The organism is Spirosoma arboris (genome assembly GCF_009754945.1).
GTDB classification, from domain to species: Bacteria; Bacteroidota; Bacteroidia; order Cytophagales; family Spirosomataceae; genus Spirosoma; species Spirosoma arboris.
The window spans coordinates 375,070-400,201 of record NZ_WPIN01000006.1 but is presented as its reverse complement, the minus strand read 5'-3'; the positions used below and the strand labels follow the sequence as shown (position 1 = coordinate 400,201).

19 protein-coding genes and 1 pseudogene are annotated in these 25,132 nt (G+C 46.9%); 5 read left to right on the top strand and 15 right to left on the bottom strand.

Going from position 1 to position 25,132, the window contains the following annotated elements:
* Positions 1-2: 2 nt before the first annotated feature.
* Positions 3-1,376, bottom strand: coding sequence for an amidohydrolase family protein (locus tag GO755_RS18590; protein WP_157586753.1), 1,374 nt, complete (start codon positions 1,374-1,376; stop codon positions 3-5).
* Positions 1,377-1,606: 230 nt separating this feature from the next.
* Here GO755_RS18590 and GO755_RS18585 point away from each other — a divergent pair.
* Positions 1,607-2,267 (top strand): annotated as a pseudogene (locus GO755_RS18585) (epimerase).
* Between the two features lie 103 nt (positions 2,268-2,370).
* On the opposite strand, the gene GO755_RS18580 reads toward GO755_RS18585, so the two are convergent.
* The 3 genes from GO755_RS18580 to GO755_RS18570 form a co-directional block, all read right to left on the bottom strand.
* Positions 2,371-2,721, bottom strand: a complete 351-nt coding sequence (locus GO755_RS18580; RefSeq protein ID WP_157586752.1) for a YciI family protein — start codon at positions 2,719-2,721, stop codon at positions 2,371-2,373.
* Between the two features lie 202 nt (positions 2,722-2,923).
* Entirely contained in the window at positions 2,924-3,697 is a 774-nt protein-coding gene (locus GO755_RS18575; RefSeq protein ID WP_157586750.1) for a helix-turn-helix domain-containing protein, read from the bottom strand.
* Between the two features lie 24 nt (positions 3,698-3,721).
* Positions 3,722-4,525 carry a hypothetical protein gene (locus GO755_RS18570; RefSeq protein ID WP_157586748.1) on the bottom strand — a complete coding sequence of 268 codons (804 nt, stop codon included), beginning with the start codon at positions 4,523-4,525 and terminating at the stop codon, positions 3,722-3,724.
* Between the two features lie 72 nt (positions 4,526-4,597).
* Here GO755_RS18570 and GO755_RS18565 point away from each other — a divergent pair, with 72 nt between their 5' ends.
* Positions 4,598-5,323 (top strand): pseudouridine synthase, encoded by a 726-nt coding sequence (locus GO755_RS18565; RefSeq protein ID WP_157586746.1) that lies wholly within the window; start codon positions 4,598-4,600, stop codon positions 5,321-5,323.
* 82 nt (positions 5,324-5,405) lie between these two features.
* Here the strand turns inward: GO755_RS18565 and GO755_RS18560 are convergent, their stop codons facing one another.
* The 3 genes from GO755_RS18560 to GO755_RS18550 all read right to left on the bottom strand — a co-directional run bounded on the left by GO755_RS18560 (position 5,406) and on the right by GO755_RS18550 (position 10,316).
* On the bottom strand, positions 5,406-8,363 hold the full coding sequence (locus GO755_RS18560; protein WP_157586744.1) for a helicase-related protein: 2,958 nt from the start codon (positions 8,361-8,363) through the stop codon (positions 5,406-5,408).
* 17 nt (positions 8,364-8,380) lie between these two features.
* On the bottom strand, positions 8,381-9,079 hold the full coding sequence (locus GO755_RS18555) for a nucleotidyltransferase domain-containing protein (RefSeq protein WP_157586742.1): 699 nt from the start codon (positions 9,077-9,079) through the stop codon (positions 8,381-8,383).
* 154 nt (positions 9,080-9,233) lie between these two features.
* On the bottom strand, positions 9,234-10,316 hold the full coding sequence (locus GO755_RS18550; protein WP_157586740.1) for a PDDEXK nuclease domain-containing protein: 1,083 nt from the start codon (positions 10,314-10,316) through the stop codon (positions 9,234-9,236).
* 241 nt (positions 10,317-10,557) lie between these two features.
* Between GO755_RS18550 and GO755_RS18545 the strand changes: the two genes are divergently transcribed.
* The 3 genes from GO755_RS18545 (at position 10,558) to GO755_RS18535 (ending at position 15,599) form a co-directional block, all read left to right on the top strand.
* Positions 10,558-11,436 (top strand): ThuA domain-containing protein, encoded by an 879-nt coding sequence (locus GO755_RS18545; RefSeq protein ID WP_317165902.1) that lies wholly within the window; start codon positions 10,558-10,560, stop codon positions 11,434-11,436.
* Between the two features lie 3 nt (positions 11,437-11,439).
* Entirely contained in the window at positions 11,440-14,637 is a 3,198-nt protein-coding gene (locus GO755_RS18540) for a PVC-type heme-binding CxxCH protein (RefSeq protein ID WP_157586738.1), read from the top strand.
* 95 nt (positions 14,638-14,732) lie between these two features.
* Positions 14,733-15,599 (top strand): sugar phosphate isomerase/epimerase family protein, encoded by an 867-nt coding sequence (locus tag GO755_RS18535; RefSeq protein WP_157586736.1) that lies wholly within the window; start codon positions 14,733-14,735, stop codon positions 15,597-15,599.
* Between the two features lie 103 nt (positions 15,600-15,702).
* Here GO755_RS18535 and GO755_RS18530 read toward each other — a convergent pair whose 3' ends face one another.
* From GO755_RS18530 to GO755_RS18495, 8 genes are all read right to left on the bottom strand, one after another.
* Positions 15,703-16,656, bottom strand: coding sequence for a sugar ABC transporter substrate-binding protein (locus GO755_RS18530; RefSeq protein ID WP_157586734.1), 954 nt, complete (start codon positions 16,654-16,656; stop codon positions 15,703-15,705).
* Positions 16,657-16,663: 7 nt separating this feature from the next.
* Entirely contained in the window at positions 16,664-17,590 is a 927-nt protein-coding gene (locus tag GO755_RS18525) for an ABC transporter permease (RefSeq protein ID WP_227687002.1), read from the bottom strand.
* A 228-nt stretch (positions 17,591-17,818) separates the two neighbouring features.
* A complete protein-coding gene (locus GO755_RS18520; protein WP_157586730.1) occupies positions 17,819-19,318 on the bottom strand; it encodes a sugar ABC transporter ATP-binding protein in 1,500 nt (499 codons plus the stop codon).
* A gap of 156 nt (positions 19,319-19,474) precedes the next feature.
* Positions 19,475-20,638, bottom strand: a complete 1,164-nt coding sequence (locus GO755_RS18515) for a Gfo/Idh/MocA family protein (RefSeq protein WP_157586728.1) — start codon at positions 20,636-20,638, stop codon at positions 19,475-19,477.
* Between the two features lie 91 nt (positions 20,639-20,729).
* A complete protein-coding gene (locus tag GO755_RS18510; protein ID WP_157586727.1) occupies positions 20,730-21,758 on the bottom strand; it encodes a sugar phosphate isomerase/epimerase family protein in 1,029 nt (342 codons plus the stop codon).
* A 23-nt stretch (positions 21,759-21,781) separates the two neighbouring features.
* Entirely contained in the window at positions 21,782-23,005 is a 1,224-nt protein-coding gene (locus GO755_RS18505) for a class I mannose-6-phosphate isomerase (protein ID WP_157586725.1), read from the bottom strand.
* Positions 23,006-23,136: 131 nt separating this feature from the next.
* Positions 23,137-24,204, bottom strand: a complete 1,068-nt coding sequence (locus tag GO755_RS18500) for an aldose 1-epimerase family protein (protein WP_157586723.1) — start codon at positions 24,202-24,204, stop codon at positions 23,137-23,139.
* A gap of 115 nt (positions 24,205-24,319) precedes the next feature.
* Positions 24,320-25,099, bottom strand: a complete 780-nt coding sequence (locus tag GO755_RS18495) for a 3-keto-disaccharide hydrolase (RefSeq protein ID WP_157586721.1) — start codon at positions 25,097-25,099, stop codon at positions 24,320-24,322.
* Positions 25,100-25,132: the final 33 nt, after the last annotated feature.

The following is a 25,132-nucleotide window of genomic DNA, read 5'->3' as shown; positions in this document are numbered from 1 at the left end:
TTCTACTGCTTCTCCAGTTTCTTCAACTCCTTCTGAATATACTCTTTCGATAACCAATTCGTACCAATCATAACGCCTTCGATGTTTTTGGTCTGATTGATATCTTTCAATGGGTTGCCGCTAAGCAGCACTAGATCTGATACGTTACCAGTTTTAACGGTTCCCCAATCTGGCTTGTTGAAATAAGATGCGACGTTGACGGTTCCGGTGCGCAGGACTTCATAGGGCGTTAATCCAGCATCGACCATGTACTTCATTTCGTGGTGAATCGAGAAGCCAGGCACGTTGAAAATTTGGGGAGCATCGGAGCCAAGCAACAGCTCAACGCCGTTTTTCTGGCATTCATAAATCAACTTCCGGCGAATCTGAATCAGCTTTTCGGCGTGTTCTTTTGAAAAGTTGGGATTAGCGAGGTAGCCAACTTTTGTGTTCACCCAACCTTTTAGCTGTTCTGGTTTCATATATTTCATTTCTGGATCATTGGAAAACGCATCTGCCGGAAGTGGAGAAAGCCAGCGTTCAGCCAGTGCTTGCGTGGGCACCACTCGAATATGTTTTTCCCGCAATCCTTTCACGAGTTTCGGAATTTGCGAAGCATCGGCCCGATAGGCAATCCAGGACGCAAACAAACCCGTTTCTGGTTCAGCTAACGTATCGGATCGTGGGACGATGGCCTCGACAAATCCATCCATATGGTCAATCGACGAATAACCTGCATCGATAGCTCGCCAAACACCTACATTAAAGGATACGTGACCTGCAAATGGAATACCGACTTCGTGGGCCGTTTTGGCAATCGCTGGAAACGTCTCTTTGGTAAGCCCCGGATGTAGTTTCAGAAAATCATAGCCAGCCGCTTTCTGCTCCCTCACCATTTCGGCACCTCGCTCGGCAGTTTTTACCGTTTGACCATTGAATGACGGGCCAGTTGCATAAAAGTGCGGACCAAGAATTTCACCATTATTGATTTTGCTGCGTAGCTCCAGATGTTTAGGGTGTCCCAGCATTCCCCGAATGGTTGTGATGCCGTTTGCCAGATAGAGAATCAGCACTTCTTTCATCGGTTCAATGTCATCAATAGGCGGAACGTGGGCGTGGATTTCGGCCCAACCGGGCGTCAGGTATTTGCCTTTCGCATCAATGACCAATGCCTCTTTACCGAATTTCACGCTTCCCTCATTGCCCATTGCTGTTATCCGACCATTGCGCACGACGACAGTCTGGTTGTCAATCACGCGCTCCCGATCCATAGGAATGACATTCACGGACTTGAATACAATGTCGCGCTGGCCGTTGCTGGTGAGCTCCTGAGCGAGAAGCAGAGAGCACGGAGCCAGGAGCAGGGTTATGAGTAGAAGGGAGAGGAGGAGTTTCATAGTTATACTAAAGCTTTTGGTTAGGAGGTCCTTGTACCCATGGGCTTCAGCCCGTGTTTCATTCTCTAATTAATACACGGGCTAAAGCCCATGGGTACAACCTAATTAGCTAAGTCGTTGAACCTATTCGGATTGGTTCGGTTTGGACTAATAGCCATCAGGTCGGTAAATTTATTCAATTCAGTACGAATTACCGACGAATTTTAGCTTAGCCTAAAACGATCTACTCTATGAAAATCAACGCAATAATAACGGGTGCCACGGGCATGGTGGGCGAAGGTGTCCTGATCGAATGTTTGCAACATCCTGATGTAGAACAGGTGTTGGTCATCAACCGGAAACCGGGCGGTGTAGTGCACCCCAAGCTGAAAGAAATTATCCACAAGGACTTTTTCAATCTGGCCCCCATCGAGAGTCAACTGAGCGGCTATAATGCCTGTTTTTTTTTGCTTGGGTGTCTCGTCGGTTGGAATGAAAGATGACGAGTATAAGCGTATGACCTACGATCTGACTATGAACTTTGCTAACGTACTGGCAAAGCTTAACCCTGACCTGACCTTCGAGTATGTGTCTGGCGGTGGTACCGATAGCACCGAGAAAGGTCGTCTGGCGTGGGCACGTGTGAAAGGTGCTACCGAAAATGCGCTGATGCGACTGTTCAAAAACTCGTATATGATGCGTCCGGGCTTTATGAAGGCGACGCCCGGCCAGAAAAACGTGAAGAGTTATTACAAATACCTTGATTGGTTATATCCTATTGGCCGGGCGCTTTATCCTTCTGGCTTTTCAACTTTGCAGGAGTTGGCGCTCGCCATGATCAAATCGGCTGCGAATGGGTACGAAAAGCAGATTCTGGAAGTGAAAGACATTGTTGCGCTAGCAAAATGGTGATTTTTTAAACGCAGAGAAAGCGGAGGTTTCGCAGAGAACACAGAGATTAATTAGTTTAGGCTCTGTGTTCTCTGCGAAACCTCCGCTTTCTCTGCGTTTAAAACTAGTTTGCAGGAATAGAGCGTATTTGTACTTCTCTGACCTCTACGGTGGCTCCATAATCCAGCGTTGGGCAGTCTTTGGCCATTTCTACGGCACTATCCAGATTGGCGGCCAGTACTCGAATTACACTCGTTACTTTAAAATCCGCATCGGCCACAACTCCCTGTTCTACTTCTCGTTGTGATCCTGTCACAACAAAACCGGGCTGTGTAATCAGGCTACTTCCTACAAAGGTGCCCTGGTCTGTCCAGAATTGAATCAGTTTCCTCCACTTTTCGGTATTCAGCGCCTGTTGCTCTGGCGTTAAAGTCTTCTGGATACTGAATCGTATCAAAAAAACATACTCATTCATAGTCGTTTGTGTTTTGTTTATAGCCTAATTGGCCGACACAAAACTAGATGGATGAGCAAGTCCAGAATTGTAAAAAATCACTGACTTGATAGTCAATAGAACGCAGATAATTATGAGGTCAATGATCAATTATGATTTAGCATTAAGCTGATCGTAAAAATCTTGTAAAATCAGAAGGATCATAAAAATCAGCGGCCCATCTTCACCAATAGCCTCCTGATTGAAAGAAAAGATGAGGAACCTGGCCTGTGAATGACCGAAAGTCTTTGATGAAATGGGCCTGATCGAAATAGCCAGCCTGGTGGGCCATTTCTGTCAGACTTTGCGTAGAAGAATACTGATTAATCACCGAACGTAACCGTACGATTTTCGAAAACTGCTTGGGTGAAGTTCCTACAATTCGCCGGAAGCGTTTCTCGAAAGGGTCCTGACTAATGGGCAAATCGGCTAGTAATTCGTTGATGCGTACCGTGCCGTTGGACAATTGAATTTGCTGGATGGCCTGCTGCACTAGCCAATCGGTGGTGGTTTCCTGTAGCCTCGCGATTAGGAAGTGCTCTACGATTGTCACACGCTGTTGATTGTTTTTTGCTTCGGCCAAACGTTCTTCCACTTCGCTTACAATCTTGCGTGGCATCAGCTCATCTAGTGTGGCACTGCTACCAAATAATTCGTGAAGAGGTTCTCTAAACAAAGCCGCAGCTCCGCCTTCATTAAAAATGACCAATAACGTAGCTGCCTCCGGAGTATAATCAACCAAACGCATTGAGTTTCGTAAACCCGTTATCACCGCTGTGGGCATAGGCCCTACGTTGACGCCTTCCGCATAACGCACGTTTCCTTTATACCGAAACGCCATGACAATAGACGTGCTAGGCAGCAGTTTATTAACCATCCCTTGTTCACTCTCAATGAGCATGAACGCCTTGACAAATGGCCTTAATCGCTCAACCGGGAAATAGCGTTCTGTTTTCATCGGCGTACCTTAACTGGCTATTTTTCACTCAACTACCGAAACGATAACGTAATTGTCGTTTCGAGTAATTCCGTAAAACACCTGTTTGTTTTTGATGCTTCGGTCGATAGCAAATGCCTGCCCTTCGCTGACGGTCGGAATGGTTTTTACGTATTGAAGTGTATGTCCACGTTCGGGTAATTTCAACGCATACATCTCGGGTTTATCGTGACCAGTGCAGTAAAGAAGACCATCAGGCCCCCACGTTCCACCCGACGTGCTGTAAGGTGCAAAAGCTTGCAACACATTCGCTGGAAACGCCCAGACTTCGAGTTGCTGCCAATTCTCATTGAATTTGACCAATGTTGTCCAGCGATTATCGCGCCCCTCGGCCATCGACTTGTTTGAGTAATTTGCAAACGCTACCCACCAATAACCGTCGTGAAAATCGGCCCAGGTCATGGAACCGGGAAAGAGCCCAAAGCTATGATTGCCAATGTGCTTCAACGTTCGCGTGTCGAAAATCTCAATCGAACTCGCCATCGGTACGTCGGGGTAATTCGAGTGTGTGCAATAGAGTTTCTGACCAATCACTACGCCACTGTTCATGTGTTTCAACAAGCCCGTACTGTCACTCCAGGCCGCGACCTGCTTGCCATCAGATTTGGTATGCTTCGTCAGCGAGTGATTGTTGATGACGTAAAAATAGGTCTGATCGACCGCGACGCCCTGCTGAACTTCTTTCAGCTGAAACCGCCGGATTTCGGTCGTCTTCTGGGCTTTACTTATAGTTGAAGAAACTAGAATTAGTAGCAGAACAACACTCGTCTGTAGCCAATAAACGCGCATGTTTTTTGAGTTTCGCTGGTAATGGGCGTAAGTTACAGGGCATCCTACTATTTTTGGTATTATTTGTCGCGAATGAATTCATCTCCAGATACAGCTCCTCTTCTCACCATTCTTTACCAGTCCGCTGATTTAGTTGCTATCAATAAACCACACGGTTTGCTAGTTCACCGTTCTCCCATTGCCAGCAATGCCAGCGAATTTGCCGTACAGATTCTCCGAGATCAGTTGGGGCATCGTGTGTATCCCGTTCACCGGCTCGACCGCAAAACGGGTGGCGTATTACTCTTCGCCCTAACCGAATCCATGAACTCGCTCATGCAGCAGCAGTTTATGGAAGGTGGCGTTGATAAAAGTTATCTGGCCATTGTCCGCGGTTTTACACCCGACGAACAGACCATTGATTATGCTTTACGTAACGATGAAACGGGTGTATTCCAGGATGCAGTAACCCATATCAAGACGCTTCAACGAACCGAAATCCCTCTGCCATTTGGCAAACACGCTACGTCTCGTTATTCGTTGGTGGAGCTAACCCCAGATACCGGCCGCATGCATCAGTTGCGCAAACACATGGCGCATATTCTCCACCCCATCATCGGCGATCGACCTCACGGCTGTAACAAGCAAAACAAGCTGTTTAAAGAGCATTTCGAGATGAACACCATGCTTCTACACGCCCGTCAGCTCAAGTTTACGCACCCCATTACTGAGGAACGGATTACGATTATAGCCCCTTTTCAGACGGAGTTTGAGCGGATGTTGGGGGAGTTGTTTCGCGAGGCTAGTCCAGTGAAATAATTAGGTACAACTTTTTATTATTTATTTGCAGCTAGCAGCTAGAGGAATAATGTAGTCAATACTCAATTCCATATGAGCCTTATTAGGTATTGCCTTTATTAGTAGGATTATGTCTGGCTTTCTTTTTCTGTCGGAATTTCTTAAGTAAATCGTCAGAAAACGTCTTCTTCCACTTTGGGGCCAAATAAATACTACACAAAATAAGCAGGTCATCCGTTGACGACGTGCTTATTTTCTGCCAGTTATTAACAGCCCGTTTCGTTGCTCGTTCTACAGTTCCGACATCAATAGGCGCATTATCGGTGTCTTCTTGACAGGCAAGCAGGTCAATTACAGCAATCGGATTGTTTTCATGCTCGAATGCTCGCGATTTGAGATTGTAAAGGATAATGTGTTTTTGTGCATCCTTCTCAATAAGTACAGCGATTCGTGGTTCGTTACTTTTGTAAATGCGTGATGAATATAAACTGTCGTTAAGCTTCGCAACAAGATCTCGGTGTTTATCAAAAATGGCGGTGTGATGAGCGAGCGGATCATGGATGGTACCGTCGTCAGCCGCGTTGAAACTGCCAACGAAAGCCGCTTCTTGCTCAGGATTCGTCAGATCAATTTCCTCTTCATCGGATTCGGGCAGAATCGATAAGCCAAACGTTTTATTAGATCGATCGTGGTGTTTCCGCATGCTCTCAAACACGGAGGCAATCTTGTTGCAGGCTTTAGAAGCCGCATCTTTTTGGCTTGGCTCAAACGTGTAGATATACACTTTACGGGCTGGGTCAACCGTGAAGCGAATAATTCGCCCGGCCCGCTGAAACACAATATCGGCACTGTCGGCCGGATCGTAATTAACAACTACGTTTGCATCCTGTAAGTTGACACCGATGCCGTTGGCATCGGTACAAATAAGTACATTGACAGGGAAAGTAATTTTCTTTGTGCCGCGCGAGATAGGCGAGAAATTATCCATAATCTCGTTACGCTTATCGGTATCTTTCAGTGCATATCCTTCTTTTCCTTGCCGTACCACCATACACTCGACTGATAAGGACGGCTTTATCTTTTGTAAAAACTCAGTAATAAACAATGCCGTTGCATGACGCTCAACGAAAACCAATGCCTTCTCTTTTCCATCAACTACATGTACTTTAAGCAGGTCGCACAGTTTCTGAACCTTATCATCTCGTTTCAATAACTCAAGACGTTGCTGAATATGGTACAGTTTTTCCCGACGAAGTTTTATGTCTTCACGCATCAGAAAACCGTATGGCTTACCAGCTTCTTCATCTGGGAAAGCCGCCATTTCTTCCTCTGAATATCGTTGATAATCAGGAAATAAAGGAGGAGCAGGTGCTTTAGCCTGATCGTCGCGCTTGCCAAGCGTGAGCAGATTTTTTATCAGGCATTGTACTACAGCAGGGGGTGAACCCAGCCATGATGTAATGAAATGTCCATTAGCTGAGTTAATCCCGAATGAGCGGTAATCATCCCGCCTGTCATCAAAACCATCACCTACATTTGGTGTATCCTGCGCAAACAAACCGGCGTCAAACGCTGCACGTAGGTCTTCAAACTCGGGTAGCTTATAGCTAACTTTCCGTAAATAAACTCGTTCCGGCATGAAACGCGGTTGTGTGCCGAATTGAATGAAGACACGGTTGTTTACAGTATCGCCCCGCTCCCTTGCCAACGTCAATACCTGTCGAAGGCCAAGTGAGCTAACAAAATTCAGTTTGGTTAATTGGGCTAACGTTAGTCCTTTTCGTTTCTTTTCTACGTTCTGTTTCTCCAAGGTTTCGGGCAAAAAGCGGAGCAAACTCTCAATATTACCCGGATTGGTGCCATAAGGCGTGGCTGTTAGCAAAACAATCAAGGCTTTTCGCTCTTCGACAAGCGGTCGTATCCGGTCAAGAGCAACACCGCCACGGGCTTTTTCGCGCTTAGCTTCGTCTCGGTATTTTTTGTCTTTCTTTTGCCAGTCGGAACGATCTTGATTGCGGTATGTATGGGCTTCATCAATGAGAATGAGCGTCTTGTCTGTCACATCGCTTAGGCGCTGGTCTAGCTGGGCCACTTTGTGGTACGGTCGCTCCGAGGTGGACATGAATAACAAGTGACTATTAAACAGATCGTCATGAAAATCTCTAAGCTTCAGTTGTTTCTTCCACTCAGCGTGTACGGCAGACGGTGCTATCAGGACTACGTTCTGAATAATATTCAGATGCTTTAACAGAAACACAAGTTCAGCCCCAATAATGGTTTTGCCCAAGCCTGTAGCAGCTAGAACTACAGCAGCCCTATGTTGTTTACAAGCTTCGATAGCCCGCACAATGACCCACTGCTGATAGTAGACAGGCAGATGCAAACCAGGTACGTTACCTCGATCAAAGAGAATATCGAAAGCTGTCAGGAATTTCAGGTAAGCATGAAAAGGTGGTGCTAGCTTGAGCCATTCTTCCAAAACCTTTAAAATGGGTAGTGTAACATCTTTAGCTGTTTTTGAGGCCTCATCGAACCAATCGCTGGATTCTTTGATGACGGCTGAATCTCGGCTGGCACTGATCTGTTCGTGCTGCGTAAGGATGCCATAGACTGTATAGTTGCCGGAACCATGGCATAACACTGTTTGGTCGCAGATGTAGAACTTACAGTGGTAATCTACATCCATAGAGCGAGCATCATAGATAATAAACTCCTTCGCTTTTATCCGTCGAATAACATCTCGCACAATGGGCGTATAGTAACCTGTTTTTTTTCCTTTATCTAACTCAGTTTTAATCTCATCACGTACGGCCAGCCGGGCGTTGTCGCCTTCGTTACGGCCAACCAGAATATGAAACTGAACCGATGATTGATTCGGGAGGAGATAACGACGGCCAAGGGTGTAGCCAGCTAACCGGAAGTAGCCACTGGCAACGCGAATTAGCTTTCGGACTTCGGGGTAATAGGCTTTCAGAAACACACCAAGCGTACCCGCACCAACGCCATGTAGCGGCTTACCCGTTTCCGTATCCAGGATGAGCCGGGACTTAGGTTGCTTCATGAATAGGTTATTGTCAGCTACGCCAGAAGATCTGTCAACTGTGTGATAAGTGATTTAGGATATATCTGTAAAGTCTCCGTCTCTTTCAAGACTTCGTCGTCTATTGGGTGTAGGCTGATGTAACGGGACTTGTTCCTAAGAAATACCTTCAAGTCAGATTCTGGGAAACACAGCTGCTCAAGGAATCCGCCAATATGCCGTCCGCTTTTCATGGCTGCTCTTGTATATTCCTGTCCCTTCTTACGGCGCACTTCTGGATCATTAAATTTTGATGTTATTTCAACCGCAATATCAACATCGCCTAAATCTGTACTATCGGGCCGGATATAGCTACCAAACAGAATTACTTTTGTTATCTTATGCACATACTTTTCATTGCAATTCACCTCCTCTACGCGTTTCATAAATTCTGCTAAAATTTGATCAGCTTTCTGCCGACTAATCCTTGGAACCGCGCGTGCTAATCTCAACGAACGGCCAAGTGGAAGCAGTTCATGCCATACTTCTTCATTAAAATCTGGGTCTATCTGATCACTGATGATTTGCTCACAATAGCCAAGTCCTATCAATTCTGAACAAAATCTATTTGCGTCTTCCGGAGACATAGCAAAAAAGTAGGTGATACTATCTAGACAGAACCGCTCATGTCGTTTGAAGAAGTCTCTAACTTTTAGGACTGGCTGACCTGCGATGATTTGGCCTTTTTCAATTTTCATTGGTGTGGGATGTTACAATTAATGACGCAGCAAGTTATATTTTCGGGCTTATAAGGTTATAGTGTTTATAGTTAAACGGTTATAAATCCATCTCTATCTTAAGATATGCGTTTTATACGGCATTAGAGAAAGTGAGAATATATTGTATAGTATCTCAGTCAAGCAGCTTCCTCAATGATTCAGGATCAGGCAATACGTTCCGCAGGTGTTCCGGTAGGTCTGAACTGAGTTGATAGGTTGCTACACCCATCGGATTTTGAATGGCCTGAAAGGCGTAGTCAACTGTCTTGTCGTTTTTCTCTTTGCACAGCACAATACCTACTGCCGGATTTTCATCGGGCATTCGCTCCTGATCATTCAATACATTTAGATAAAAGTTTAGTTGTCCAGCATCAGCAGGTTTAAACCTTCCCTTTTTCAGTTCAACGGCAACCAGGCATTTCAACTGGCGATTATAGAAAAGCAGATCGACAAAGAACTCTTCGTCATCGACCAGTAGCCGGTGCTGATTCCCAATAAAAGCAAATCCTTTCCCTGCCTTAAGAATAAAATCCTTGATATTTTGCACAATACCTTTCTCAACAACTCGCTCATCATCTGCTTCTACATTAATAAAGTCGAGCAAATACTCATCTTTGAAAGCCTGAAGAGCTGACTCCCGAATCGTTTCCGAGAGTGTATTTGAGAAATTATTAGCTAAAGTCTGGTCGCGTTTCTGATAGACTTTCGCCTTGATTTGCCAATCAAGCATTTCGTGAGTCCACTGATTAGCTACAGCTTTTTGCATGTAAAATACGCGTTCCTGTAGATCGTGGCAACGGTTCAGTAACAGAATATGATGCGAGAAGCCAATCCCTAAAAAGATATTTAATTCGATATCATTCAATTGGGCAGACACCGTCTGCCCAATTGAATTCCCTTGTTCATTCGCCCCTTTTGGCTGATTAGTCATCAATTGACTAAATACCTGCGAATAGGCATCTGCGAACTGACGCATATTCTTTAGGTTTCTGTAAGAGAAGCCCTTAAGACCTGGCAATTGTTTCTGCAAATCGATTGAAAGCTGTTCCAAAACCTTCGCTCCCCATTTTTCAGCGGCAATTTTTTCGGACAATCGTTTCCCTACAGCATAGTAAAGCAGTAATAATTCGCTATTGACCATACGGGCTGCTCGGTAGCGGCTTTGCAGGATATGGTCTTTAAGTTCCAGTAAAAAGCTAGTATAGTTTGGTTCCATAATAAGGTTACGGTTAGGCGTAAGAACAAGCTAAAGTAACCAAATAAATATATTTTAATTACTAAAAGACAAAAAAGCCCATTTACAGATTAATAGGCTCAACTTCGAGCGCTTCATTTCCTTATTTTGCGTGACAGCGGATTTATGCCGCATCCCCCTATCCTCACCCATATCTATAACCTCATGTTTTTTAATAGTAGGCCAATCAAATTTTTCGCTTTTCAATTGTAAAAAATCTGACGTGAACACGAAACGTAGAACTTTTCTTCAGACAGTCGCCGGATTAGTCAGCCTGAGTGCCCTACCGGGTCTGGCCACGGCAAAAGCCCCAAAGAAGCCACTGGTGGTGTTTGTTACCGGCGATCATGAGTATAGTGGCGAACTAACCTTACCACTTATTGCCGCTGAACTTGAGAAGAACTACGGCATGCGGACCAAAGTCCTGAAGGCTTACCCCGACTATAATGGCGAAAAAGATATTCCCGGCCTTGAAGCCCTGAAAGAGGCCGATCTGGCCGTTTTTTATCTGCGTTGGCGTCAACTCCCCAAGGAACAACTCCAATTCATTGACGACTATCTGAAATCAGGCAAGCCTGTCATGGGCTTCCGTACCACAACGCATGCGTTCAACTTTCCCGAAGGTGATGAGCGCATCCGGTGGAATTCGTTTGGCGAGTTTGCATTTGGCGCTCCTCCGGGTTGGGGTGGCAAGGCGGCCCATACACACTACGGACACAAGAGCACGACCGATGTGACGATCATTCCAGAAGCGGCCAAGAATCCGATTCTTACGGGTGTTGCTCCGAGCTTCCATGCATCGTCCTGGCTTTATCGCGTTCAGCCCGATTATCCGGCCAAAGGGTCAACCTGGTTGCTGATGGGCAAATCGGTGAACCCTGATAAGCCAGCCATCGAAAACCCTGTTGCCTGGACATGGAAAAACGAATGGGGCGGCAAAGCTTTCCTGACCACGCTAGGACACCCCGAAGATTTTCAGGTCGAATCGTTTCAGCGGCTAGTTATCAATGCGATTCACTGGGAGTTAGGGCTGCCGATCCCAAAAAAATGGAAGGGAAAAATTGACATCAATGTGCCCTACGGCCACCCAAAAAAATCCTGATTTATGAAATCGTTTGTTTCTAGTAGAACTAACATCTATAGCTTACTCCTGATTGTTGGCGCTATCCTCATCGGGTTTAGTGCTTTTCAGTCAGGCCAACTGTCAAGTTCAGGTAATGCCTTTCAGCCGATCACGCTGAAGAAAGGCACACATATCAGTCTGATTGGCAACAACTTGGGCTCTCGAATGATGAATTTCGATCATTTTGAGACCGAAATGCAGGTTCGCTACCCCGACGATCAGCTTTATATCCGTAACATGTGCGATCCGGGCGACACACCCGGTTTCAGACCTCGTTCGAGCCGGTTTTCGCCCTGGGCTTTTCCGGGTGCCGAGCGTTTTCAAACCGAATATGCGAACCCATCGGATAGTCAGGGCCAGTTTGAATCGCCGGATGAGTGGCTTACTCGGCTCAAAACCGATGTGATCATCGCCTTTTTTGGCTACAACGAATCCTTCCAGGGAAAAGCGGGGCTGGACAATTACAAAGCTGAGCTGGACGCTTTTATCAAACATACGCTGAGTCAGAAATACAACGGCACTACAGCTCCACAGCTGGCTATTGTATCGCCCATCGCGTTCGAAAACTTATCCGACAAATACGATCTACCAAATGGCAAAGTCGAGAACGAGAACATTTCGCTCTATGCGAATGCCATGAAGGAAATCGCAGAGAAAAACAAGGTCCTTTTTGTCGATGCCTATACACCTTCTCAGCAGTGGTACGATTCCATCGCAGAACCACTGACAATTGATGGTTCTCAACTAACCGATGAAGGTTACAAAAAGCTAGGCCCTCTGCTCGTCGACCAGGTTTTCGGCAAATCGTCGCCTAAAGCTGAAGCCAGACGGAAACTGGTTTATGATGCTGTTATAGAGAAAGACTGGATGTTTCATAACGACTATAAAATTCCGAATGGCGTTCACGTCTACGGTCGTCGCTATAACCCATTCGGGCCTGACAATTATCCTGCTGAAATCGAGAAAATCCGGCAGATGACGGCCATTCGGGATACAGCGGTATGGCTCGCGGCATCGAAAGGCGAAAAAATGGACGTTGAAGCTGCCGATGAGCGAACAAGAAAACTGCCTGAAGTAAAAACCAATTTTAACCCGGAGAAAAACGGTAGTCTGACGTATCTGTACGGGCAGGAAGCACTGAGCAAACTTAAAGTGCCACAAGGCTATAAAATCGAATTATTTGCTTCCGAAGAAGAGTTCCCCGATCTGGCGAAACCCATGCAAATGTCATTCGATAACAAGGGGCGGCTTTGGGTGGCAGCTATGCCCAGCTATCCGCACTACAAACCCGGTGACCCGAAGCCCAATGACAAAATCCTGATTCTGGAAGATACCAACGGCGACGGGAAGGCCGATAAGCAAACGGTTTTTGCTGATCACCTGCACCTTCCGCTTGGCTTTGAAATCGCTAAAGAAGGCGTCTACATCTCACAGGGACCGAATTTAAAGCTTTTCACCGATACAAACGGTGACGACAAAGCCGACAAAAGTGTGATTCTGATGAGTGGCTACGACGATCACGACACCCACCACAATAGCCACGCTTTTTGCGTTGATCCATCTGGCGCGATTTACTCTGGCGAAGGGGTGTTTTTGCACACCAACGTCGAAACTTCGTATGGACCGGTTCGAGCTACGAATGGCGGATTTTATCGTTATGCCCCCCAACTGCACAAGCTGGAACGCACGGCGCAACTTTCCATCCCGAACCCCTGGGGTATTGCCTTCGACGATTGGGGTCAACCGTTCTTCGCCGAAACCTCCAGCCCGGATGTTCGCTGGATGATGCCCGGTTCGGTACTACCTCGCTATGGCGAATACACCCACAAGTCGGTTCAATTGGTTGAAGATGCGCACCGGGTTCGGCCTACTTCTGGTTTGGAATTCGTATCCAGTCGCCATTTCCCAGACGATATTCAGGGTGATTTCCTGATCAATAACACCATCGGTTTCCTGGGCACGAAAGAACACACGCTCGTCGACGATGGAACCGGCTATAAGAGCAAGCACCGCGCGGATTTAGTAGTAAGTGAAGACCGCAATTTCCGGCCGGTCGATATGGAGTTTGCTCCCGATGGTTCACTGTATTTGATCGACTGGCACAACATTCTGATCGGCCACATGCAGCACAACGCCCGCGATCCCCTGCGCGACCATTCACATGGCCGGGTGTATCGGATTACGTATCCCTCACGCCCACTGGTGACGCCGGCTAAAATAGATGGCGCCAGTGTCGAGCAATTGCTGGACAATCTCAAACTGCCAGAATACCGCACCCGTTACCGCACCCGCCGTGAACTCCGCGGTCGGGATGCCTCGGAGGTATTAGCCAAATTGAAAACGTGGGTAGCTGGTCTAGACAAAAAAGATCCTCGTTACGAGCACCATCTGCTGGAAGGCTTATGGGTGAGTTGGGGCATGGACAAAGTCGATCAGACTCTGCTCCGGCAAGTGCTGAAAGCCAAAGATTACCACGCCCGAGCTGCTGCCGTTCAGGTAGTTCGATACACTGGGCACCAAGTGAAGGATCAGGCTGATTTGTTGATGCAGGCAGTTAAGGATGAGAATAGTCGGGTTCGGCTAGATGCTATCGTTGCCGCTTCCTGGATCGGGAAAGAAAAGGGTCTTCCTATTCTGGCCGAAGCTGCCAAAAAGCCACTGGACGATTGGATGATTCATGCCTACGATGCCGCCGTTGCGCACCTGAAAGGCGAAAACGTGAAGAAGGAGAAAGAAGTAGCAGAGAAAACAACGCTAAAAGGCCCGGATTTGGCGATGTTTAATATGGGTAAAGCAATCTACGCCAAAGAAGGTTACTGCACCACTTGCCACCAACCCGATGGCAAAGGCCTTGCGGCTTCTGGATTTCCGCCACTTACGGGTACGAATTGGGTGTCTGGCAACGAAGAACGACTGATAAAAATAGTCTTAAAAGGTGTTATGGGACCAATCGAAGTGGTTGGTAAGAATTATCCTGGACAAGTGCCTATGACCCCCTTTGGCGGCTTGTTGAAAGACAATGAAATTGCTGCCGTATTGACCTACGTACGGAATTCCTTCGGTAACAACGCTTCGCCCATTACGCCTGAAAAGGTGAAACAGGTCAGAGCGGCCACGGAACGAAAAAAAGACTTCTATTCGCCGGATCAATTGTTGAAAGATCATCCGATGGAGAAGTGATTATCAACCAGAGAGTGGTGTCAGATTCTTAAATCTGACACCACAAGTCAAATAGTGACTAGGCCAACTACATGAAAAAACAAAGTCTTTAACTAATGCCCAATTCACTAGTTTCACCCGTCGGCTTCAACGTATTAGCCTGGACAGCTGTAATGTCCGAAGAATTGAATCCGATCACAGAGCGGCTTAAAACCATCGGTTATGATGGAATCGAGTGCTTTGTCGATAATACAGATGTTTCTGCCTACCGCCAGTTTGGCGATCACCTGAACCAGCTTGGCTTGCAAAGTACTTGCGTCGTGGTGGTGGGTCCCGACGAAAATCCGGCCAGCGAATCAGCTAAAGTTCGGGAGCAAGCCGTTGATTTTTTGAAAGGTGTCATCGACCGCGCCCATGCCATGAATGCATCGGTTCTCTGCGGCCCATTTCATTCCGCTTTTGCTACGTTCACACGCCGGGAGCCACAGCCCGATGAATATGCACACAGTGCCGAAGTGTTGCACATCGTCGGCGACTACGCCAAACAGGCAAACATCGTACTGACGCCCGAAGCGTTAAATCGCTTTGAGTGTTATCTATGCAATACGATGGAGCAATTGTCGCATCTGGTTCACTTGGCCGATCATTCGAATGTTCGGGCGATGTTCGATACGCACCATGCCAATATGGAGGAAAAGCAATTTTCGAAAGCAATTCAGACCATTGCTCCCGTACTGGCACACGTACACATCAGCGAAAATGATCGGGGTACACCCGGTGACGGACACATTCCCTGGGATGACACCTTCCGAACACTAGCCGAAATCGACTATAAAGGCTGGATGACGATTGAAGCGTTTACCCGCAATGACATTGATTTCGCCAATTCGATCAACGTCTGGCGCGAATACAACGACCCCTGGGATATTGCTGAAAACGGCCTCAAGTTCATCAAAGCCATGCAGGCTAAATACGCCAATTAATCGTGTTTTGTCATTCCTACGAAGGAGGAATCTCAAGCTTGACTGATATGAGAGTTTGAGATTCCTCCTTCGTAGGAATGACAAAAAAGGAGAAAAACGGATTCTATTTCAAAAACTTAGTCAGGTTTTCTTTCGTCACTAATTGAAACGGAATGAGCGTTTCTTTACCATAGGCTTGCCCTTTTGCGGCTTTCACAGCGGTTTCAACAGCTTTCGATCCTTGTTCTTCAGCATTTTGAAAAACCGTAGCGTCCAGTGTTCCTTTCTTTACGGCCTGTAGACCATCTGGAATAGCATCGATACTCACGACAATTACTTTGTCTTTCAGACCAGCATCGGTCAGGGCTTTCACAGCCCCTAAACCCATCTCATCATTCTGCGCGAAAACCGCATTGATCTGAGAGCCATACGACTGAATCCAGTTTTCCATCAGCGACATGCCTTTTGCCCGATCCCACTCGCCGGTCTGATGAGCAAGAAGTTTCAGGTTTGGGTATTGTTTCAGAATCTCCCGAGCGCCCTGCTCCCGTTTTATCTGCGCTGCCTGACCCATATAACCGTGCATCATCAGTACATTGCCTTTACCGCCCAGTTTCTCCGCAATGTATTTCATGGCAATTCGAGCTGATTCCACGTCATCGGAACCAACAAAAGCCGTGGGTTTTGCGCTCGTTTCTGAATTTACGTTGATGATTGGGATTTTGGCAGCCAACGCTTTTGTTACGGCTGGTGAACTGGCTTCTACTTCGCAGGGATTCATAATGATAGCATCCACTTTCTGGGCAATGAAGCTCTCAACCTGCTCCACCTGTTTCAGTGCAGAGCGCTCGGCATCAACCGTAATTAGCTCAACACCATCGGCTTCAGCCTTTTTAACCATGGCATCATGTACGTTGACGATAAATTCATTCTGCATACTGAGCATAGTCACACCCACTACTAGTTTTTTGCCTTCGCCATCGGCACTTTTTTCACTAGTTGACGATTGACTACACGCGGCAAGCAGGACACTAAGAAAGAACAAACTGCTCAGCGATGTTAACTGAATGCGTTTCATTATAAAATCAATTAGAAGGTTGTTTCAAACTATTCAGCACTACGGCCCCAATGATGATAACACCCATTACAACCTGTTGGTAATACGATGTTACGTTGAGCAAATCCAGGCCATTGCTGATAACACCAATCAGTAAAGCGCCCAACAGGGTTCCGATCATCGTTCCAGCTCCCCCCGATGTACTGGTTCCACCAATGATGGCAGCGGCTATAGCGTCCAACTCAAAACCTGCTCCGGCATTCGGCTGGCCGGTTGTGATGCGGGAAGTCAGGAGGATTCCGGCGAGGGCAGCCAATCCACCGCATAGGGTGTAAACGACCATTTTTACTTTGCTCAATTGAATTCCCGATGCTTTAGCTGCCTGTTCGTTTCCGCCCACAGCATACATATAGCGCCCTATAACGGTCTTCTTCAGAATAACTGTACAGATGCCAAAGAACACTACAAGGATAATAATCAGTGTGGGGACACCGAGTACTTTACCTCCCCCAATAAAGTTGAATGAATCAGACAGGTTAGAAATTGGTCGCCCTTTGCTCAGAATCAGGGCTAATCCCCGGCCAATGGTCATAGTGCCGAGGGTAACAATAAACGGAGGTACTTTCGTACGGGTAACAACAAAGCCGTTGAAGGCCCCAAACAGCAAACCCGCCAGTAGGCCAACACCAATTGGCACGATAACCGGATACGTATCAGCATGTGCAAACGAAGCCGCCACAACGCCCGTAACAGCAACAATCGAACCGATAGAGAGGTCGATGCCGCCTGTGATAATCACAAACGTAACGCCAAAGGCCAGTAATGCATTTATTGACACCTGCGTGACAATAATCATCAGATTCTGAATCGTGAAAAACCTCGGGGTTGTCATCGAAAGGGCAATGCAAATCGCCACCAGAACGATCAGAAGGACATATTTGCCAATATTTCGCATATGTAAAACGCCATAGCCGTCGCCCTTAATCAACGTAAAGTCTTTTTCCATGTATTGTAAGTAACTGGCAAACGTTAGATTAAATCATCTGCTGACTTGTATGACACCGATGGGGTCAGATGTTTATAGAAATTTCTACTTGCTATAAACATTTGACCCCATCGGGGTCATACAAAAATCTTAAACTGCAATGCACTTTATTCCAATAGAGACATTTAATGGATTATATCAAGGCTCCATCGCGTAGTGCATAATCGTTTCCTGAGTGGCCTCCTTCGCCAATAAAACGGCAGTTTGTTTTCCCTGCGACACAACCAGTATTCGATCACTTAGGCCGAGAAGTTCTGGCAGTTCGGATGAAATCAGAATGATGGCCGTTCCCGCTTCTTTCAATTGATTGATGAGTTTGTAAATCTCGGCCTTTGCACCAATATCAATACCCCGTGTTGGTTCGTCGAGAATGATGAGCGATGGTGAAGAAAGCAATATTTTGCCGATGACTACTTTCTGCTGATTACCACCACTTAGCTGCACAACGGGTTGATTCGAACTGGATGCTTTTATCCGTAAATCGGCCATCATTGCATCGGCAACTTCCGACTCACTTTTTGCCTGGACCAACAAGCCTTTTGCATACTTTGGTAAGCTGGCCAGAGTAATATTTTCCCGAACCGATAAGCGTGGAATAAAACCGAACTGTTTTCGATCTTCGCTAACGTAGCCGATGCCATGCTGAATAGCATCCTGCGGTGCATTTATGACAACCTTTTCGCCTTTGATGTACAGTTCTCCACCATCAGCGGGATCAAGGCCGTAAATGGCGCAGGCAATCTCGGTTCTTCCTGCACCCATCAGACCAGCAATACCTAACACCTCCCCTTCATGAACGTCAAAATTGATGTCGGAGAACTTCCCCTTTCTGCTCAATTGTCTCACAGACAGTACCTCTTTGCCAGGCTGAATAGTCGAAATTGGAAACAGGGTATCGATCTCGCGCCCAACCATCATAGTGATCAGGGTATGTATATCGAACTCAGCAGCGGGCTTGGTAGCAATGTATTTCCCGTCTCGAAGCACCGTAATGGTATCGGCAATGGTAAAAATCTCCTCCATTTTATGGGAAATGTAGATGATGGCCACGCCCTTTTTCTTCAGGTCGATGATAATACTAAATAACATAGCGACTTCTTTATCCGACAGGGCCGATGTGGGTTCATCCATGATAATCACCTTCGCATTGTTCGAGATGGCTTTGGCGATTTCGACCATTTGCATCTGCGCCACGCTAAGGTATTTCATCTGGGTATCAGGGCGTATGTTCACGCCCATTTGCTTGAGGAGTTGGGCTGCCTGTTCCGTTAAATTTCTGTCGTTTAACCAGCTAAACAGCTTCCCGTTTGCTTCCCGACCCAGAAAGATATTTTGTGCGACAGTTAATTCAGGTACAACCAGCATCTCCTGGTGAATCATGGAGATGCCTTGCCTGATAACATCCCTGACATGACTAGTAGTTAAGTCGTTACCGTCAAAGCTAATCTCGCCAGAATCGGGTTTTAGAAGCCCGATCAGGAGTTTCATCAGTGTAGATTTCCCCGCTCCATTCTCCCCCATCAACGCATGCACTTCTCCCATACGTACGTTCAGTTGAACGTTGTCCAGGGCCACTACACCCGCGAATAGTTTCGTCAGTCCACGTACTTGAAGGATGTAGTCTTGGGGGGAAGCCATAACAGCGTCAGCGTAACGAATATTGATCAAAAATGAACGTGGTTTTGTCATTCCGACGGAGGAGGAATCTCAAGCTCGATTAATATGTGAGCTTGAGATTCCTCCTCCGTCGGAATGACAAAACCAACGTCTTTTCTATGCTTAAAAAGAAACTTTTTACTGCGTAAACTCCTCAACACCCGTGTCTTTCCAGCTTCTGGAAGCGGCCGATTCCAGCACGGCTTCGCAGACTTTCTGAGTTTCCAACGCATCCTGGAAGTTTGGCGAACAGGGAGCGCCAGTTTCCAGACTTTTCAGAAAATCGGCTACCTGATGAATAAAGCTATGTTCGTAGCCGATGCCTAATCCGGGTACCCACCATTTATCCATGTAGGGTTGATCGCCATCCGTTACGTGAATCGAGCGCCATCCACGAACGATACCTTCGTCGCTATGGTCAAAATATTCCAGACGATTCAAGTCATGCAAATCCCAGCGGATCGAGGCATTTTCACCATTGATTTCAAGGGTGTAAAGGGCTTTGTGTCCACGGGCATAGCGCGTCGACTCGAATAGACCTAACGATCCGTTTTCGAAGTGGCAGTGGAAGATACAGGCGTCATCAATACCGACAGGTTCTACTTTTCCGGTTCCCTGGTGAAACCGTTCCTTTACGAAAGTTTCGGTAACGGCCGATACGTCTTTGATCGCGCCGTTCAGCCACATAGCCGTGTCGATGCAGTGAGCCAACAGGTCACCGGTTACGCCAGAACCAGCCGCTTCAACGTCCATACGCCAGGTACCCGCACCACCCTGAGGAACATCAGCACTAATGGTCCAGTCCTGCAGAAAGTTAGCCCGGTAATGAAAAATCTTACCCAGCTTGCCTGAGTCAATAATCTGTTTCGCCAACGAAACCGCTGGAATGCGTCTGTAGTTATACCAGACCGTATTAGCCACACCCGCTTCGTTCACTGCGTCGACCATCTGTTGCGCTTCAGCTACTGTACGAGCCAGTGGCTTTTCGCAAAGAATCATCTTCCCAGCCTTAGCTGCAGCAATCGCGATTTCGGCATGCGAATCGTTGGGTGTACAGATGTCGACAGCGTCAATATCATCCCTCGCAATTAAGGCTTTCCAATCGGTTTCTATGGATTCGTAACCCCACTGATCGGCAAACGCCTGTACTTTGGTTGCGTTACGCGAACAGACAGCTTTCAAAACCGGCGTATATTCCAGATCGGGGAAAAAATTAGGGACTCGATTATAGCCATTGGAGTGTGTTCGGCCCATGAATCCGGTACCGACTAAACCAATTCGTAGTTCTTTTTTAGTTGACATATTGTTGGATGTTCTGTGATCCCAAGATCTGTGAGGACACAGACCCTGGGGATAAAACGTATACGTCAGCAAGACTGACGACTATTGACTATTATTCGTACCAGCCGTGTGCTTTCCGGACTTTAATCATGGTGGCCAGAATGTCGTTCCAGGTTTGCTGGTTCGTCATCACCGAATTTGGGAACATACAACCATCCCAGCAGATGTGTTTAAAGGCTTTGGTCAGGACGCCATTTTCATCGCGCAGCCAATAACCCGCATCATGAACAACATCGAGTTTGCCATTTGGATCTAGAGCCTGGCAATGGCGACCCGTTTTATCGTGAGAACCTGAGCCAAAGACTGTTCCATCATTTTGTGCGACGTGGAAATCGATTGTCCAGGGGCGCAATGCATCCGTTAAGGTTTTAAGAGCAGCTTCAAGCGTAGCTCGGTCACTCCAGTCGAAGTCAGGCGGTAAAATGCGGTCCTGCTCACGGTTGTAGCCCATTGTGTACAGCAACGTATGCGCCATGTCGGCCTGGAAACCCATGTTTGGACGATCAACCAATTCCAGCGTTTCGAGCATGGTTTTCCAGCTGTGCATACCGCCCCAACAGATTTCCCCTTCGGCAGCCAGTTTTTCACCGTATTCAGCGGCAACGTCACAAGCTTCACGGAAGGTCTGGGCAATCAGTTTCGTGTTTCCGGTTGGGTCAGCATCCCAATCGTGCGGAGAGCTGGCTGAGTCGATACGTACTACACCACTCGGACGAATGCCGAGTTCGGTTAGTTTCTGCCCGATATGGCAGGATTTGCGAACCATCTCAACAAAGTTGGCGCGATCTTCTTTGCTGCCCATCGCTGGACCACCCCAGATTGGCGCCACCAGCGAGCCAATTTTCAGGTTATAACCACCTACTTTATCGGCTAGTTTTTTAATCTCATCATCCGATATATTCACATCGATATGCTCGAAGAGAGCCAGATCGACGCCATCGAATTTCACACCATCTACTTCAGCTCCGGCTGTAAGTTCCAGCATGGTATCGAAGCCAACAACAGGTTCGGAATCGGGGCCTTTGCCAACAACCCCCGGCCACATGGCGTTGTGGAGTTTAGGATAGTTATTCTCGTTCATGAGAAGGGTATGGTTTGTTCTGTTTACAATACTAAATCAGGGTTGCTTGGACCAAAGTGTTTCAGCATAACAATCGGGTCGGTAGTAGACTGGTTGACGATGACAACACCTTCCAATGCCGCTTTTTCGCTCACAAAAAACTCATCGTTGGTCAACTGACCGTACCGAATCATGGTAGGGGTTTCGATGTCCCAATCGTTTAATTTACCGTGTCCCTGCATCATGATCAGACCATAAGCAGCACTATCTTTGATCGTTACCGTTTGACCGGGCAACACAGTTAACTCTTTGGCACTGAAGGCATCCGACTTGTAACAAACCCAGACCTCACTGTATCCAACGGCTGTCATCTCTTCCACATCCCGAACCGGCAGTGGTTTCATGAATCGGTTCGCCATCATTTGCGGATCGGTATTCAGATCCCAGTCGATAGCTTCCATGAGTTGATCGTAATCGCCGATGCGATCTTTTGGTGTGCCGTTCCAGAGCAACTCTTCAGGAATAATAGCTTCGTTCACCAATGACTGGTACATGGCAAATACGTCAGATGCTTTCTGAGGCTCGTAGGTACACATACTTCCAGGCGCGTGGAGCAATCCCGGCGGTACATCCCAACCCGTTCCCGGCTCTAGACGATAAGCCGATGAGTAATTGGTAATCTTATTATCGCCTTTGGTGAAGTTCTGTAAGCACTCTTTAATCTGCTCTTTCGACGTGCCGGGAGCGATACCGATGAACGTATAGGGAAAATCGCCACCGTGGTTATTGACTTGGGGTGGGAAATAATAGGCTTCGGGTTTACCCAACTGACCAATCAGAGCAGCCTGTTCATCGTTGTGGTGTAGGTGGTGCGGCAGTGGGCCCATGTTATCGAAAAACTTGGAATACATTGGCCAGGCACCATACTCATTCCACAAACGGTCACCAATCAATTCACCTTTCAGTTCACTAACGGCATCTTTCAGCAAAAACTGGACTTCCTTGCCTTCGTCGTTGAAAATTACGTGGCTTAAGCCTTCGTTTTCGCCGGTTAATGGACCATTTTTAGCCGGTGTGGTAGAGGAGAACCAACGCTCGTCGATACCTCCCCGCTCACCACCTAATACGTAGTAATCGTCTGGGTGCAGTTTAATCCGACGGCCAGGTACGCAAAACGACCGGGGCACCCAGGTTGGGGTCAGCCGTAAAACTCCTTTTCCTTGTTCTAATGCTTTTTCAATTACACTGAGTGTTGGCGTTGTTTCCATACAGGATTTATTTGTAATCAGCTTAACAATGTTATTGGTAATTGAACGTCGATCTTTATGATAAATATGCTTAGATTATGATTTTCTGTTTTACCCCAACAAATCGGCAAAAATCTTACTAATCATAAAAATCAGCGTCCCATATGTTTTGAGAGAAAGTCATTAACAGCGGCTTTCTCATGTAAAATTTCGATTTCTAAATCATAAGACTTGATTTCGCCCGGTGTTAGAAACAACAATTCGTTCTGCTCACGAGCTTTCGATTGGCCAATCAAGGGGTTAGTCGCAGGTTCTAATCCCGTCACATACTCACCTCTACCCCAATGTTGCCAGTTAATCAACCAGGGCAGTTGCGCTTTCTGAAATCGGAGGGCAACAGCTATGCCTAGTTTCGCATTATGCAAACCAGCCGTGCATTGACCAGTACTATCCGGCGTACTGTCAATTGAAGCAACCGCTTCGCCGGTTCCACTATGCGAGTCTAATGGAGCCGGACATTTCCGGAAGTCATTGCCTTCCCGAAAGATGTCAGCGTTAATACCACCTTCACGTGTTTGCCACTCACCCTGCCAAATAATATCAGTTCCTTCATCGACTAGTGGCCAACCGAAATTGAAATGGTAAAGGAGCATATGCGGAACTGGCATATTACCTCGGTTTATCACTTCGTCATGAGTTCGAAGAAAAGGCTGTCCCAATATGCCAGATATTGTGCGTCGCAATTCCAGACTAGGGCCAAAAATCTTCGTTTCCCTAATACGTCCGGTAATGCTCATTTCCAGTCTGCCAGTTAGTGGATCAGGCTGGATGATGGATTCAATTTCGGCGGGGCAATTGCTTATTTGCCCATGCAATCCGCGTTCGCCATAAGCATCCTGTTCGGGTCCGCCTACATGTGAGAGGCCGCAGGTAGTAAGTAAGCCACCACCAAATGTCCGAAGCCAGTCAATCCCTTTATCCGAAAACGGTTGGGGTGGAGTAACTCCTGTATGACTAAGCCAGGCCAGACTATGTTGATTGTAAAAGGCTTCGGCAATATCCATTGCCCGGTCGATGACCACTTTGTAACGCAAGCCCGTTCCGGTGTTAATCCAGGCAATTCGGGTGCCACGGCCAGATCCGTTATCTAGTATAGAGGTTTCGATGCCGCCGATCTGAGCCGGATTTGAGACTTTATCTGTCCAGGATTGTTGAGTCAAAATTGGCAAGTGAGTTTACGGTTTTGTTTCAAGTTCAAGGTTTCAGGTTCCAAGTTATGCCATAGGAGTTTCCTCGTTGGAACCTGAAACCTTGAACTTGAAACAAAAACAAAAATTACAACTGTTTCAGCATCAGGTTCCGGTACTGCACTTTCATGGGTGGACCTACGTGTACCTGTACCCCCAGCAACCCTTTTGATTTTCCGTTAACGGTGTCTTCATCGGTGACATCGCTCATCAATACGTCATTGATGTAGTGTTGCAAACGATTACCTTTTATAACTAACCGAAATGTGTTCCAGTCTTCGCTTTTGATAAATGTCTTCAGCGAATCAGAGCTGCCCAATGAACCGGTTACGGTCAGGCCGTTCCACGCATTGTTTTTCACGTTAGCTCGAACACCTTCAGGCGTTGCAGGGCCGGTATAGGGCGGTATCGTTGTTTTTTGACCCCGGTACGCCAACGTTGTCCGTTTCCGTTCTTCGTAGTTCTGACCCGTATAGCGAATTTTCCCATCGATGTCGGCCTGGTAACCACGTAAAGCGAAAGGTACATCCGTTAACTGATCGCTACGGTAATTAATACCAGAGTTGCCATCCTGCGTGATATTGAACTCCCCTTTGAACTCAAAATCGCCGGGTTCCCCACCTTTCCAAATAATGAACGAGTTGGTTTTCAGCAGCGTAGCGGGGGTTATTTCACCCACTAGATTACCATTTTCAACGCGCCAGTAAGTAGGATCACCATCCCAGCCTTTGAGCGTTTTACCGTCAAAAATCTGAACAAAGCCGTCTTTCTTTTTTTGCGCTACGCAGGATGTATTAACAGTGACGGCTGTCATAACCGCCAGCAGTAATCCTAGCTGGATAAAGTTGAGGTTTCTTCTTTTTAGCATGTCAATTTCAGTTTTTGAGTCTCGTAGCGCGTA

Bases quoted from the DNA above. Each gene is read 5' to 3' on its own strand.
- GO755_RS18505 (WP_157586725.1), bottom strand. From the start codon at position 23,005: ATGGAAACAACGCCAACACTCAGTGTAATTGAAAAAGCATTAGAACAA.
- GO755_RS18520 (WP_157586730.1), bottom strand. From the start codon at position 19,318: ATGGCTTCCCCCCAAGACTACATCCTTCAAGTACGTGGACTGACGAAA.
- GO755_RS18535 (WP_157586736.1), top strand. From the start codon at position 14,733: ATGCCCAATTCACTAGTTTCACCCGTCGGCTTCAACGTATTAGCCTGG.
- GO755_RS18560 (WP_157586744.1), bottom strand. From the start codon at position 8,363: ATGAAGCAACCTAAGTCCCGGCTCATCCTGGATACGGAAACGGGTAAG.
- GO755_RS18550 (WP_157586740.1), bottom strand. From the start codon at position 10,316: ATGGAACCAAACTATACTAGCTTTTTACTGGAACTTAAAGACCATATC.
- GO755_RS18565 (WP_157586746.1), top strand. From the start codon at position 4,598: ATGAATTCATCTCCAGATACAGCTCCTCTTCTCACCATTCTTTACCAG.
- GO755_RS18590 (WP_157586753.1), bottom strand. From the start codon at position 1,376: ATGAAACTCCTCCTCTCCCTTCTACTCATAACCCTGCTCCTGGCTCCG.
- GO755_RS18525 (WP_227687002.1), bottom strand. From the start codon at position 17,590: ATGCGAAATATTGGCAAATATGTCCTTCTGATCGTTCTGGTGGCGATT.
- GO755_RS18530 (WP_157586734.1), bottom strand. From the start codon at position 16,656: ATGAAACGCATTCAGTTAACATCGCTGAGCAGTTTGTTCTTTCTTAGT.
- GO755_RS18555 (WP_157586742.1), bottom strand. From the start codon at position 9,079: ATGAAAATTGAAAAAGGCCAAATCATCGCAGGTCAGCCAGTCCTAAAA.
- GO755_RS18570 (WP_157586748.1), bottom strand. From the start codon at position 4,525: ATGCGCGTTTATTGGCTACAGACGAGTGTTGTTCTGCTACTAATTCTA.
- GO755_RS18540 (WP_157586738.1), top strand. From the start codon at position 11,440: ATGAAATCGTTTGTTTCTAGTAGAACTAACATCTATAGCTTACTCCTG.
- GO755_RS18575 (WP_157586750.1), bottom strand. From the start codon at position 3,697: ATGAAAACAGAACGCTATTTCCCGGTTGAGCGATTAAGGCCATTTGTC.
- GO755_RS18510 (WP_157586727.1), bottom strand. From the start codon at position 21,758: ATGAACGAGAATAACTATCCTAAACTCCACAACGCCATGTGGCCGGGG.
- GO755_RS18515 (WP_157586728.1), bottom strand. From the start codon at position 20,638: ATGTCAACTAAAAAAGAACTACGAATTGGTTTAGTCGGTACCGGATTC.
- GO755_RS18495 (WP_157586721.1), bottom strand. From the start codon at position 25,099: ATGCTAAAAAGAAGAAACCTCAACTTTATCCAGCTAGGATTACTGCTG.
- GO755_RS18580 (WP_157586752.1), bottom strand. From the start codon at position 2,721: ATGAATGAGTATGTTTTTTTGATACGATTCAGTATCCAGAAGACTTTA.